Raw genomic sequence first — 12610 nt, 5'->3', positions numbered from 1 at the left:
GCTCAGTCGACGACCCGCACGATCGTCTTGCCGGGGGCCCGGCGTGGCGCCGCGAACGCCGCCGGGGCCTCCGTCAGCGGCACGACCGTGCCGATGACGGTCCGCAGCCGGCCCTCCCGCACGCGCTGGGCGAGGTGTGCCAGCTGCCCCCGGGCGGGCTCGACGACGAAGAACACGGCGCGCCCGTCGGCCGGCCGCGCCTCGGGCGGCCCCGCGATGGTCACCAGGGTGCCGCCCGCGCGCACGAGCGCGGCGGAGCGGACCGCGACGTCCCCGCCGATCACGTCGAAGACGAGGTCGACCCCGCCGACGGCCGCGAGGTCCTCCCGCTCGAGGTCGAGGAACTCGTGCGCGCCGAGCTCGAGCGCGGCGTGCCGGTCGCGGGCGCGGCCGGTGCCGACGACGTGCGCGCCGGCCTCGCGGGCGAGCTGCGTGACGACGGAGCCCACGCCCCCGGCCGCCCCGTGAACCAGCACGCTCTGCCCGGCCTGGAGGTTCCCGTGCACGAACAGGCCCTGCCAGGCGGCGAGGCCGGAGACGGGCAGGCTCGCCGCCACGGTGTGCTCGACGTCGGCCGGCAGGGGGGCCAGGTTGCGCGCCTCGACCGCGACCTGCTCGGCGAGGGTGCCGTCGCGGGTCCAGTCCGCCAGGCCGAACACGCGCTGCCCCACCGTCAGCCCGGTGGTGCCGTAGCCGAGCTCCGCGACGACACCGGACAGCTCGTGCCCGGGGACGCTCGGGGTGCGGTCCCGGCCGGCCCGGTCGGTCCACGTCCCGGGCCAGGTGAGCTCCCCGGGCGTGTACCCGGAGGCGTGCACCTGGACGACGACGTCGTTTTCCGCGGCGTGCGGCGCGGGTCGCTCCGCGAGCCTCATCCCGGCGACGCCGGCCTCCTGGTCCTCCACGACGACGGCCTGCATGGTCTGCTCCTTCGGTCGACGGGTTGTCGGTAGGTCGACGACGCAGCCCCGCGGAACGTCAGACCGGCGGGTTCCAGCGGGTGAGCTTGTCGGGGTTCCACTGCACCCAGACCGCGGTGACGCGCCCCGCGACGACGGCGACGTTCACCACGCCCGTGACCCGCCCGCCGCGGACGAACGCGAGCGCCGCCCCGTCCGCCGTGCTGCGGGGCTCCAGCCGGGCGTCCGCCTGCCGGTGCAGCACGCCGAGCAGGAACCGCGCCACCTTCGGCGCCCCGTGGACCGGGTTGAGGGCGGCGCGTGCCACGCCTCCGCCGTCCGACCGCAGCTCGACGGACGGGTCGAGCAGCGCCGTGAGGGCGGCCAGGTCGTCCCCGCCGGCGGCCCGCGCGAACGCCGCGACCACGCGGTCGTGCTCCCCGGCGGCCACCTCCCCCGACCGGCCGGCCCGCGCGTGCGCCCGCGCGGAGCTGGCCAGCTGGCGTGCCGCGGCCGGCGTGCGGCCCAGCACCTCGGCGACGTCGGCGAAGGTGTGCCCGAACACGTCGTGGAGCACGAAGGCCACGCGCTCGGCGGGCGTCATCGCCTCCAGCACCACCAGGAGCGCAGTGCTCACCGACTCGTCGCGCACGACCCGGTCCGCGGGGTCGGCGACGTCGGCCCCGCCGTCCCGGGCGAAGAGGTCGCCGGGCACCGGCTCGGGGAGCCAGGGGCCCACGTACCGCTCGCGGCGCACCCGCGCGCTGCCCAGCACGTCCAGGCACACGCGGCTGGTGACCCGGGTCAGCCAGCCGGCCGGGTTCGTGATCGCCGACCGTGCGGCGTCGTCGAGCCGGTACCAGCGGACGAACGCCTCCTGGACCGCGTCCTCGGCCTCGGCCGTCGTGCCCAGCATCCGGTACGCCAGCCCGACGAGCCGGCCCCGCTCGCCCTCGAGGGCCGCGCCGTCGCGCACGTCGCCCGTCGGAACTCGTTCCTCCACCGCGCCCCCTCCCGCTTCGGCACCGCGAGCCTATGCCCGGGCGCCTCGCCCCACGTCCGGCTCCGATGCATCGTCAGGAGGGCACGGCGTCACGCGGTAGGCTGAAACACGCTGGAACCGGTTCCAGCGTCGACACCAGCCCTGGAGGTCCGCGTGGTCACGCTCCGCGACGTCGCGCGTGCGGCGGGCGTCTCCCCCGCCACCGCGTCGCGCGCCCTCAGCGACGCGCCGCACGTCTCGCCCGCCAACCGCGAGCAGGTGGCCCGGGCAGCGGCGTCGCTCGGGTACCGCCCGCACCCCGCCGCCCGCGCCCTGACCACCGGCAGCACCGGCACCCTGGGCCTGGTCGTCCCGGACCTCGCCAACCCGTTCTTCGCCGCCGTCGCCAAGGGCGTGCAGGCGCGGGCGCACGAGACCGGGCGCGACGTGCTGGTCGCCGACACCGACGAGGACGTCACCGCCGAGCCGGACGTCATCACCCGCCTCGGCGACCGCGTGGACGGCCTCGTGCTCTGCTCGCCCCGCATGCCCGCGGACGACCTCGGCGCGCTCGTCGGCGGCGGCCGGGTGGCGCTGGTCAACCGCGAGACGCCGTTCGCGCCCTCGGTGTCGTTCGACCTCGCCGACGGCGTGCGGCAGGCGCTCGACCACCTGCGCGCCCTCGGGCACGAGCGCGTCGCCTACGTGGGCGGCCCGGCCACCTCCTGGTCCGACGGCGAGCGCCGCCGGGCGCTCGCCGGGGGCGCGGCCGCCCACGGCGTTCCGCCGGTCACCGACCTGGGCGCCTTCCGCCCCACGCACGGCGGCGGCGTCCAGGCCGCCGACCTCGCGCTCGCGGCCGGCAGCACGGCCGTGCTGTGCTTCAACGACCTCGTCGCCCTCGGCGTCCTCGCCCGCCTGCACGCGCGCGGCGTCGCCACCCCCGACGACGTCTCCGTGGTCGGGTTCGACGACGTCCCCGCCGCCTCTCTCGTGACGCCCGCGCTCACCACGGTCGCCGTCCCGCTGGCGCGCGCCGGCCGGGAGGCGGTCGACCTGCTCGCGGCCGACCCCGCCGGCGGCTCCCCCGAACACCGGCGCCTGCCCGTCGAGCTCGTCGTCCGCGCGTCCACGGCGCCCCTCGGCACCGCCGCCCGCGCCGTCGCCCCCACGAGCACCCCCACCACCAGCACCGATCCCGAGGTCGTGATCCGATGAGCACCGCCCCGCACCACCCCCTGCTGCCGCTCGCTGCCACGCCGTCGGCCGCCGCCGAGCCGCCGCTCCCCGACGTGGTCGACCTCGCCGACGTCGCGCTGCTGCTGCGCCCGGCGGACGACGTCGCCGTGACGACCCGGCAGGTCCCCGCGGGCACCACCGTGCGGCTGCCCGGCGGGCACGAGGCGACCGCCCGCTCGACGCTCCCCCGCGGCCACAAGCTCGCCGTCCGGGCGGTCGGGGCGGGCACGGAGGTGCGCAAGTACGGTCAGTCCATCGGGCGGGCGACGCGCGACGTCGCGCCGGGCGACCACGTGCACACGCACAACCTCGGCATGGACGACGGCGCCCGCGCCCACGAGTTCGGCACCGCGCGCACCACGCTTCCCGCCCCCGCCGCGCGGCGCACGTTCCAGGGCTACCGCCGCTCGGACGGCCGCTGGGGCACCCGCAACTACGTCGGCATCCTCACCTCCGTGAACTGCTCGGCGTCGACGGCGCGGATGATCGCGGACCAGTTCCGCGGCCCGGTGCTCGACGCCCACCCGCACGTCGACGGCGTCGTCGCGCTCACCCACGACACCGGCTGCGGGCTGGTCCCCACCTCCGAGGGCGCGCAGGTCACGCTGCGCACGCTGCGCGGGTACGCGTCGCACGCCAACATGGCCGGGCTGCTGGTGGTCGGGCTGGGCTGCGAGATGCTGCCCGCCGAGTCCGTCCTCGACGGGCTGGAGCTGCGCGACGACCTGCCCGTGCGCACCCTGACCATCCAGGACACCGGCGGCATCCGCGCGACCGTGCGCGCCGGCGTCGCGGCGATCACCGCGATGCTGCCCGAGATCGACGCGCTGCGGCGCGAGGAGGCGCCCGCGTCCGAGCTGGTGCTCGGCCTCAACTGCGGGGGGTCCGACGGCTTCTCCGGGATCACCGCCAACCCCGCTCTCGGGCACGCGTCCGACCGGCTCGTCGCCCAGGGGGGCACGTCGATCCTCGCCGAGACGCCCGAGGTCTTCGGCGCCGAGCACCTGCTGCTGCGCCGGGCCGTCTCCGAGGAGGTGGGCCGGCGCCTGCTGGACCGCCTCGACTGGTGGCAGGGGTACGCGGCGGCCGGTGGTGGCACCCTCGACAACAACCCGTCGCCCGGCAACAAGGCCGGCGGCCTCACGACCATCCTCGAGAAGTCCCTCGGCGCCGTCGCCAAGGCGGGCACCGCGGACCTCGTCGCCGTGCACGAGTACGCCGAGCCGGTCACCGAGCGCGGCATGACCTTCATGGACACCCCCGGCTACGACCCCGTGTCCGTGACCGGGATCGTGGCGGGCGGCGCCACCGTGGTGGTCTTCACCACGGGCCGCGGGTCCGTGCTGGGGTGCAAGCCGGCGCCGTCGATCAAGGTGGCCACCAACTCCGACACCTACCGCCGCATGCGCGAGGACATGGACCTCGACGCCGGGCGGATCGTGGAGACGGGCCTGTCCGTGGAGGAGGTGGGCGACGAGCTGTTCGAGAAGATCCTCGCCGTCGCCTCCGGCGAGCAGACCGTCTCCGAGGAGCTGGACCTCGGCGCGGACGAGTTCGTGCCCTGGCAGCTGGGCGCGGTCACCTGACGCGCTGACGCGGGGCCGCTCGGGCCCGTCAGGCCGCGATCCCCCGCAACAGGCGGCGCAGCGCCTCCCACGCCTGCGCGAGGGCGCGGTCGCGGTCCGGCGCCGCCGCGACCCACAGGGCGGCCTCGTTCATCGCGCCCGACAGCAGGGCGGACGTCGCCGCGACGTCCTCCGCGCGGACCCTCCCGGCCTCGGCGAGCTCGGCGAGCACGTCGTCCAGCAGCCGCCCCGAGCTGCGCGCGTCGTCCTCGCGCCAGCGGGCCCAGCCGAGCACGGCGGGCCCGTCGACCAGCACCACCTGCCGGGCGTCGTCGGCGACGACGGCCGCGAGGAACGCGCGGCACCCCGACTCGAGGCTCTCCCACGGGTCCACCACGCCGTCCGTGGCACGCTCGATCGCGGCGCCGACGCCCGCGGTCACGTCCGCGTGCACGGCCGCGAACAGCCCGGGGCCGCTGCCGAAGTGGTGGTAGACGGCGCCGCGGGTGACGCCGCAGGCCGCCGCCACCTCCTCCACCGACACCACCGCGTAGCCGCGCCGCGCGTAGAGGTCGCGCGCGGCGGCCAGGATCGCGGCCGCCGTCGCCTCGCTCTGGGCCTTCGTCCTCCGGGGCATGGTCGACAGGTTACCGACATCGTGAATGTATAGTTACGTACACGCTGCATGTATCACCTGCACCCGCAGGCCGTCACCGACCGGGAGCCACGATGATCACGAGCCTCTACCCCGTCCTCGCCGTCTCCGACGTCCCGACCGCCGCCCGGTTCTTCACCGGGCTGCTGGGCATGGCGCCCACGTTCACCTCCGACTGGTACGTCAGCCTGCGCGCGGGCACGGCGGAGCTCGCCGTCCTCGACGCCGACCACGCCACGATCCCCGAGGCCGCCCGCGGGGCCCGGGCGGCCGGCGTCCTCGTGACCGTCGAGGTGGAGGACGTCGACGCCGTGCACGCCCGCGTGCTCGCCGACGGCGCCCACGACGTGCTGCTGCCGCTGCGCGACGAGGAGTTCGGCCAGCGGCACTTCATCGTCGCCGGGCCGGACGGCGCGCTGGTCGACGTGGTCACCCCGATCCCGCCGTCCGCGGAGTTCGCCGCCCTCTATGCCGGGCCGGGCGCGACGACCGGCGCGACGACGGGCACGGACGCCGGGGCCTAGACGCGCTCGCGCACCCGGGCCACGCCGTCGCCGGCGAGCTCGTCGCAGAACACCGGCCGGCCCGCCAGCACCATGACGAGCGCCAGGGTGGAGCCGCGCACCGCCGGCCCGTCGCCGTGGACGAACGGCCCGTCGGTCGCCTCCAGGCGCAGGCCGCGCGCGACCGTCCGGCCGGAGACGGTGAAGTCCCGGGCGGCGAAGAAGCGCGCCACCTCGGTGGTCGTGGCCACGGGCGGGACGCGCGGGAGGCCGAGCGGGGTGCGCACGTCCTGCCCGTGCACCACGACCTCGCCCAGCCATGCGGCGGTGTGCCCGCTGGGCGCGACGGTGCTGGTCGCGACCGCGCGGAAGCGCTCCAGTGTCTCGGCGGGCGTGGCGCCACGGTGCTCGGCCAGGCGGCGCGCGTTGTGCAGGTCGGCGTCGAACCGCGCCCCGACGATGCTGCGCAGCCACGCCCACCGGCCGGTGCTCGCGCCCGCCGTGAGGTGGGCGACGACGTCCCGCACCGCCCACTCCCCGCACAGCGACGGCGTGGCCCACGCCGCGTCGTCGAGGCCGGCGAGCTCGCCCGCCAGGGCCTCCCGCTCGGCGTGGATCATGGACCAGGTCTCGGCGCGCGGGGTGCTCGTCGTCACGTGCGCAGCCAACCACGGGGCACCGACGCGCGGTTAGGCTCGACGGTGCCCACGACGACGCCGAGTGCTGGAGGTCTGCCCACGTGTCGGGTTCGATGAATGACGGGGCGCGGGTGGCGTTCCTGGACGTGGACGGCACGTACGCCGACCACGGCTCCGTGCCGGAGGTCCACGCGGAGGCGGTCCGCGCGGCCCGGAGCGCGGGGCACCGCGTGCTGCTGTGCACGGGCCGGCCCGAGTCGATGCTCCCGCCGTCGCTGCTGGCGGCAGGGTTCGACGGCGTGGTCGCGGCCGCCGGCGCGTTCGTCCGGCTCGACGGTGAGGTCGTCTCCGACCTTCGCTTCCCCGAGGACCTGGCCGACCGCGTGCGGCACGTGCTCGACGCGCACGACGTCGCCTACCTGCTGGAGACCCCCGACGCCGTCTACGGCCCGGTGGGGCTCGACGCCCGGCTCGGCGTCCGCGGCGACGCGGCGCCCCACGAGATCCTCGACGTGCTGCGGATGCCCGGCGACCTCGCCGGCGTCCGCTACGCCAAGATCAGCTACTTCGACTCCCGCGTGCCCATCGCGGCGCTGCGCGAGGAGCTGGGCCCGGAGGTCGGCATCCTCCCGTCCTCGTACGCGAACACGGGCGACAACGCCGGCGAGATCCACCTGGCCGGCGTGCACAAGGCCGTCGGGATGGCGGCCGTCGTGGAGCACCTGGGCATCACGCCCGCGCAGGTGGTCGGGATCGGCGACGGGTACAACGACGTCGAGATGCTCGCCTACGCGGGCACCGCGGTCGCCGTCGAGGGCGCGCCGCCCGCCGTGCTCGCCGAGGCCGACCTCGTCGTGCCCGGCCCGGCCGGCGGCGGCGTCGCCGAGGCGTTCGCCCGGCTCGGGATGGTCCCCGCCCGCGGCTGACCGGAGGCCCGTCGGCCCGGAGCTGCAAGCCGGCGCCGCCCCGCGACACGGGAAGGGCATGAGGAGCACCGCACCGCGCGCCCTGGCGCTCGCCGCACTGTCCGCCGCGCTGACCGGCGGGCTCGCGGCGTGCGCGCCGGCCGGGGCGGCCGGCCCACCGCCGGGGGTCCCGTCCCCCACCGCGACGGCGACGCACGGCCTGTGGCCCCCCGACGCCGAGGGGATCGAGCAGCCCCGCCCGTACGAGGTGCGGTACGACGACCGGGCGCTGCTGCTCTACCCGTTCACGTTCTGCGCCGACCAGGGCTGCGCCGACGGGTTCGACGACCACCCGCCGTCCGTGGGCGACGTCTCCGAGCTGTTCGTGCACGTCCCGCTCGACGGCGACGCCGAGCTGACCGTGACCGAGGTCCCCGCGGACCTCGCCGACGTGGTCGAGCCCGACGGGAGCACCGCCACCGAGGTCGAGGCGGCGACCGAGCGCCTCGGCGACGGCTGGTGGCACGTCCGCGTCGACGGCCCGCCCGGGGAGCACCGGCTGAGCCTCTTCGCCGGCGGCGACGGGGCCGGGGACATGATCGCCGACGTCGTCTGGACGGGCCTCGGCTGAGCGCCGTGCGCCCACCGGGCGAGCCCCGCCCGCGCCCCCGGGTACGGTGAGGTCGGCGGGCCTCGTCGACGCGGCCCGCACCGCGAGCCGCCCGACGGATGGAGCCCCCGATGGCCGACCTGGACGCCCTCACCGCGACGCACCTCGACAAGGCCCGCGCCGCCGAGCACGGCCGCAGCGCCGAGATCGTCGTGCACGACGGTCCGCTGCGCCAGACCGTGCTGGCCCTGCTGGAGGGCATGGAGCTCGGCGAGCACAACTCGCCGCCGGCGGCGTCCGTCCTCGTGCTGCACGGGCGCCTGCGCGTCACGGCGCTGGAGGGCGACGAGGAGGTGCGCGCCGGCCAGCTGCGGGTGCTGACCCACGAGCGCCACGCCGTGCGCGCGCTGGAGGACTCGGTGTTCCTCCTGACCACGGTGACGAGCATCCCGAAGCCCTGACGTCACGACCCCGACCGGACGACGGCGGGCGGGGCCCGGCGCCCCTCGTGGGAGCGCCGGACCCCGCCCGTGAGCGGCCCGCGAGCGTCAGCCGCAGCCGAGCTTCGCGCCCGCCCAGTCGGCGTGGTCGTTGCCGTTGCCGTCCCCGCCGTCGGTCACGACGAGGTCGAGGTAGCGCACGCCGGTGACGTCGACCGCCAGGTCGACGGTCTCCCCCCGGCCGCGCAGCACGGGCGTGGTGGCCAGCGACGCGCCGTCGCCGAGCACCTGGAAGGCGACCGACCCACGGGTCTGGACGTCGTCCACCCCGACGGTCGCGGTGAACGACTCGCACCGCTCGCCGAGGAACAGCCGGACCGTCGACGGCGCGTGCGCGCCGATGCCCTTGGGGTACACCGTCCCCCGCAGGGTGAGGGGCGACCCGTCGCCCGACCCCTGCTCGCCGTTCGACAGGTCGCGCTCGACCGGCCCCCACCCGTTCGACTCGGAGACGAACGGCAGGTCGCTGGCCCAGTGGTCGCCCGCGGCCGGCGGCACGACCACGTGCACGTCGCTGCTCGCCTCGACGGTCCGCGGCCCGACCGGGTCGGCCGTGGTCGTGTACGTCGCGGTGGCGGTCAGCGGGTAGGCGTCGGTGGTGACGTCGCCCCGCGGCGTGACCTTCCAGGTGGTGACGAGCTCGCCGCCGCTCGGCAGCGTCCCCGCCGTGGTGGCGTCGGTCGCCTCGACGTCCCAGCCGTCGGGCACGTCGAGGGCGACCTCGACGTCGGCGACGTCGGTCGGCTCGAAGACGCTGAGCGTGGTGGTCACGGTGTTCGCCACGTCGGGCTCGAGGGCGGACCTCTCGGCGTCCACCTCGAGCGACGCGCACGCCGGGACCTCGTCGGCCGTGCCGAGGTCCTCGACCAGGAAGTCGTCGAGGACCAGGTCGGCCTGGTCCCCGCCGCCGACGGCCTTGCGCAGCCCCACCCAGGTGTCGCCGCAGGCGGAGCCCACGACCTCCTGGCTGAACCGCTTCGTGCTGCGCTGCTCGCCGATCGCCGTCGCGCCGGTCTCCACCGACACGGGCTTCCCGGAGGCCACGGAGTCGTACCCGGTGACCCACTGGTAGTACCCGCCGCGCCCGGACTGGTAGTCGAAGCTCACGCGGTAGCGGTGCCCCGGCTCGAGGTCGACGGTCGCGGGGGTCGTGCGGTACACGAGGCCCTGGTTCTCCTCGTGCGCCTTGAGCGACCAGGCGTCGCCGAGGACGTCGTCCACGAGCTTGCCGTTCCAGCCGGCCTGCGTGTACGGCGCGTGCTTCGACGCGAGATGGGTGCGCGGGTCGGTGACGCCGCCGGCGTCACCCTTGACGAACGGGCCCCAGCCCTGGGGCACGGACTCGAAGTCGTCGAACGCGACGACGTCCGCGCCGTCCGTGCGCAGGTCGGCCGGCGCCGTCGTCCGGTCCGTCGCGACGACCCGCAGGTCGTCGAGCCGCACCACGGCGTCGCCCGCGCCCGCGCGGACGGTGAGGGTGGGCCGGGTGGCCTCCTTGACGTCGAACACGACCTGCACGCGCTGGTAGTACCGGCTGTGCTTGTCGTCGGCGGCCACCTCGTTGCGGGCGGTCGACCGGTCGACGGTCACCGACGCGCCCTCGACCGACCGGCCGGGGCCGGTGACCTCGAGCGTCGTCGGCCGGGACGCGCCCGGCTGCACCTCCACCCACGCGCTGGCGGCGTAGGTGCCGGGCCGCAGCTCGGCGGTGCGCTGCGCCAGCGAGGCCTTGCCCGCGCCGAGCTGCGCCACGTGCTGGCCGTTGCTCAGCCGCTCGCGGGTCACGGCGCCCGACGTGCGGTAGGCGGCCAGGTCGGCGGCGTCGAAGCCGGGGTTCACGACGGGCGAGCCCTCGCCCCACGCCACCTTCCCCGCGGTCGGGGTGGTGAAGCCGTTGCCCGGCACGTCGGGGTAGAGCACGTACGGCTGCCCGGCCTCGGCGTCGACCGTGACCTGGCCGTCGCGCACCTTCACGACGCCGACCTTCGCGCGGCCGGTGTCGGTGAGCCGGTAGACGGTGAGGGACGACGCGTCGGCGAGGGTGCCGGGCAGGTCCCACGTGGTGGAGCCGCCGGCGGGGTTGTAGTGGTAGAGCTTGTCGCCCTTGGCCACCTTGCCCTTGGCGCCGGGCGCGTCGGCCGCGCTCCACGGCAGCAGGTACGTGTCGCCGCGCGCGACGACGGCGTCCCCGACCCGGATCTCCCGGTCCGCCGCGCTGGTGCCGCGCGCCGAGACCCCGTCGGCGAAGTCGATCTCCTCGTCGGTCCAGCGCTCGATCTCGTGGTGCTGGAGGAACTTCGTGGTCACGTTGTTCGACCAGATGTTCTTCGTGAAGGCGTTCCAGTCGACCTGCCCGGTCCAGCCCTCCCACTCCACGATGCGGGCGTTGCCCAGCAGGGGGTGCGGGTTCCAGGTGTCCTTCTCGCCGTTGCGGATGAAGCGCACGATCTGCGAGTTCAGGCCCTTGTTGGAGGCGCCGCCGTAGTTCTCGTCCGCGGACCAGTGGCTCCACAGCGAGTCGGCCTCGAACTTGTCCGACCACTCCGAGGCGAGCTCGAAGTCGTTCGCCCTCGCGGCGTCCGCCAGGGCGCGCGCCTGCCACCCGTAGTTGTAGTAGACGTCCACGTAGAGCAGGTCGAGGTCGCCGCCGGTCTCGTCGGCGAGCTGGCCGATGCGCGACGCCAGGTCGCCGCTGGTGATGTCGCGGCGCTGGTCGATGTAGTACGACTGGCCGAGCCAGTTCCAGCCCTCGGCGCCCGGGTCGACGAGGTCCTCGGAGAACGCGTTCGCCTCCGCGTACGACTCGGTGGCGTTGATGTGCACCCCGAAGTCGGCGTTCCAGTCGCCGCCGGACCGCAGCAGCCTGCGCATGTCCGTCAGGCCGCCGGCGCGCTCGTTGTAGTTGCCGCCGTAGTCGGGGTGCGCCGAGTCGTGGCCCTCCGACCCGTAGCCCTTGAGCAGCGCCATCTGGCCGAGGCCGTCCGTGGCCAGCGAGATGTGCTTGACGTCGTCGAGCGTCCGCAGGAACGGGTGGGTGGCCTGCGACGCGAAGTTGAACGGGATGTGCGTGACGACCCGGTCGGGCACCTGGTCGGCACCCTTCGCCTTCGGGGCGGCGTCGCGGTAGGCGATCGCGCCGTCCTGCCAGTCGACGACGCCGTCGTCGTTGGCGTCGGGGGTGAGCACGACGGTGGCGTGCGGCAGCTCCTCCGTGACGGACGAGCCCTTGGCCCGGTAGGTCCAGGCCCCGCTCCAGACGCCGACGCGGACGTCGTCGCCGTCGGCGCGCGCCTGCCGCTGCAGCCGGTTGCGCTCCTGCGCGGCCTTGCCCGCCGCCTCGTCGTACACGCTGTTCGTCACCACCGACGCCGCCAGGCCGTTGGCGCTGACGATCGCGTAGGCGGACCCGACGGGCGCCGGGTTGGTCGCCGTGCCGCGGGTGACCGAGGCGAAGGTGTCGCCCTTCGCGGTGCGGTCGGGCGAGATGACCGCCGTGGCGACGCGCGGGTCGGTGTCGGCCGACGAGACCGAGAGCAGGTCGTGCCCCGGGATCTCGAGCGCGCCGACGCGGTGCTCGGCCGTGTCGACGATCTTCGTCACCGCGAAGCGGACCTGGCGGCCCTCGACGCTCAGCGCGGCGTCGATCCGGACGCCGGGCAGGTCCGCGAACGTCAGCCGGTAGGTGGCGGACGAGGCGGTCCCGCCGGTCCGGGCGACCGTCACGTCGTGCGCGGTGCCGTCGATGGTCACCGAGGTGACCGGGCGGGTGCTGCCGAGCATCGTCGCGCCGCTCGACCGGTCGGTGTAGCGCAGCACCCGGGGGAAGTCGTCGGCGACCCGCACGTCGAGCGCGGCCGAGCGCAGCGTGACGGCGTCGCCCGCCGCGGTGGCGGCGGCCGTCGCGGTGGTCGGCGCCGTGGTCGTCGCGACGGCCGCGGGGACCGCCACGAGCCCGGCGCAGCCGGTCGCGAGCGCCGCGGCCACCGCCACGGCGCCGCGCGCCGCGCGGGGTGGGAGGGCGCGGGGTGGGACAGGGTGCGGGAGGGAGCGTCGTGCCATGCGGATCTCTCCTTCGTTCGAGCGGGTCGTCCTCGACCCGCCAAGGCGGTCCGTG

Annotated in this window: 11 protein-coding genes; 6 read left to right on the top strand and 5 right to left on the bottom strand. The window is 76.0% G+C overall.

Annotated features, from left to right (window positions below):
- Positions 1-2: 2 nt before the first annotated feature.
- Both ACFU5J_RS08240 and sigJ read right to left on the bottom strand, forming a co-directional pair.
- A complete protein-coding gene (locus tag ACFU5J_RS08240) occupies positions 3-920 on the bottom strand; it encodes an NADP-dependent oxidoreductase (protein ID WP_430578402.1) in 918 nt (305 codons plus the stop codon).
- 58 nt (positions 921-978) lie between these two features.
- The gene (gene sigJ, locus ACFU5J_RS08235; RefSeq protein ID WP_430578401.1) at positions 979-1902 is read right to left on the bottom strand and encodes an RNA polymerase sigma factor SigJ; all 924 of its coding nucleotides are present in this window, start codon (positions 1900-1902) and stop codon (positions 979-981) included.
- A 153-nt stretch (positions 1903-2055) separates the two neighbouring features.
- Here sigJ and ACFU5J_RS08230 point away from each other — a divergent pair, with 153 nt between their 5' ends.
- Positions 2056-3099 carry a LacI family DNA-binding transcriptional regulator gene (locus ACFU5J_RS08230; protein ID WP_430578400.1) on the top strand — a complete coding sequence of 348 codons (1044 nt, stop codon included), beginning with the start codon at positions 2056-2058 and terminating at the stop codon, positions 3097-3099.
- Complete coding sequence (locus ACFU5J_RS08225) at positions 3096-4706, top strand: UxaA family hydrolase (protein WP_430578399.1); 1611 nt, start codon at positions 3096-3098, stop codon at positions 4704-4706. The genes ACFU5J_RS08230 and ACFU5J_RS08225 overlap by 4 nt, the downstream gene beginning before the upstream one ends.
- A 28-nt stretch (positions 4707-4734) precedes the next feature.
- Here the strand turns inward: ACFU5J_RS08225 and ACFU5J_RS08220 are convergent, their stop codons facing one another.
- A complete protein-coding gene (locus ACFU5J_RS08220; RefSeq protein ID WP_430578398.1) occupies positions 4735-5322 on the bottom strand; it encodes a TetR/AcrR family transcriptional regulator in 588 nt (195 codons plus the stop codon).
- 92 nt (positions 5323-5414) lie between these two features.
- Between ACFU5J_RS08220 and ACFU5J_RS08215 the strand changes: the two genes are divergently transcribed.
- Complete coding sequence (locus ACFU5J_RS08215; RefSeq protein WP_430576226.1) at positions 5415-5864, top strand: VOC family protein; 450 nt, start codon at positions 5415-5417, stop codon at positions 5862-5864.
- Here the strand turns inward: ACFU5J_RS08215 and ACFU5J_RS08210 are convergent.
- Entirely contained in the window at positions 5861-6499 is a 639-nt protein-coding gene (locus ACFU5J_RS08210) for a maleylpyruvate isomerase family mycothiol-dependent enzyme (RefSeq protein ID WP_430578397.1), read from the bottom strand. The two genes, ACFU5J_RS08215 and ACFU5J_RS08210, sit on opposite strands and share 4 nt — an antisense overlap.
- Positions 6500-6612: 113 nt before the next feature.
- Here ACFU5J_RS08210 and ACFU5J_RS08205 point away from each other — a divergent pair, with 113 nt between their 5' ends.
- The 3 genes from ACFU5J_RS08205 (at position 6613) to ACFU5J_RS08195 (ending at position 8457) form a co-directional block, all read left to right on the top strand.
- Positions 6613-7407 carry an HAD hydrolase family protein gene (locus ACFU5J_RS08205; protein ID WP_430578396.1) on the top strand — a complete coding sequence of 265 codons (795 nt, stop codon included), beginning with the start codon at positions 6613-6615 and terminating at the stop codon, positions 7405-7407.
- Between the two features lie 58 nt (positions 7408-7465).
- Entirely contained in the window at positions 7466-8017 is a 552-nt protein-coding gene (locus tag ACFU5J_RS08200) for a hypothetical protein (RefSeq protein WP_430578395.1), read from the top strand.
- A 110-nt stretch (positions 8018-8127) separates the two neighbouring features.
- On the top strand, positions 8128-8457 hold the full coding sequence (locus ACFU5J_RS08195; RefSeq protein ID WP_430576230.1) for a cupin: 330 nt from the start codon (positions 8128-8130) through the stop codon (positions 8455-8457).
- An 87-nt stretch (positions 8458-8544) separates the two neighbouring features.
- Here the strand turns inward: ACFU5J_RS08195 and ACFU5J_RS08190 are convergent, their stop codons facing one another.
- A complete protein-coding gene (locus ACFU5J_RS08190; protein WP_430578394.1) occupies positions 8545-12555 on the bottom strand; it encodes an endo-alpha-N-acetylgalactosaminidase family protein in 4011 nt (1336 codons plus the stop codon).
- Positions 12556-12610: the final 55 nt, after the last annotated feature.

Origin of the sequence: Isoptericola sp. NPDC057559 (assembly GCF_042801555.1) — a bacterium.
Classification (GTDB): Bacteria; Actinomycetota; Actinomycetes; order Actinomycetales; family Cellulomonadaceae; genus Isoptericola.
The sequence above is the reverse complement of the archived record's forward strand: the minus strand, read 5'-3'. Positions and strand labels throughout refer to the sequence as shown.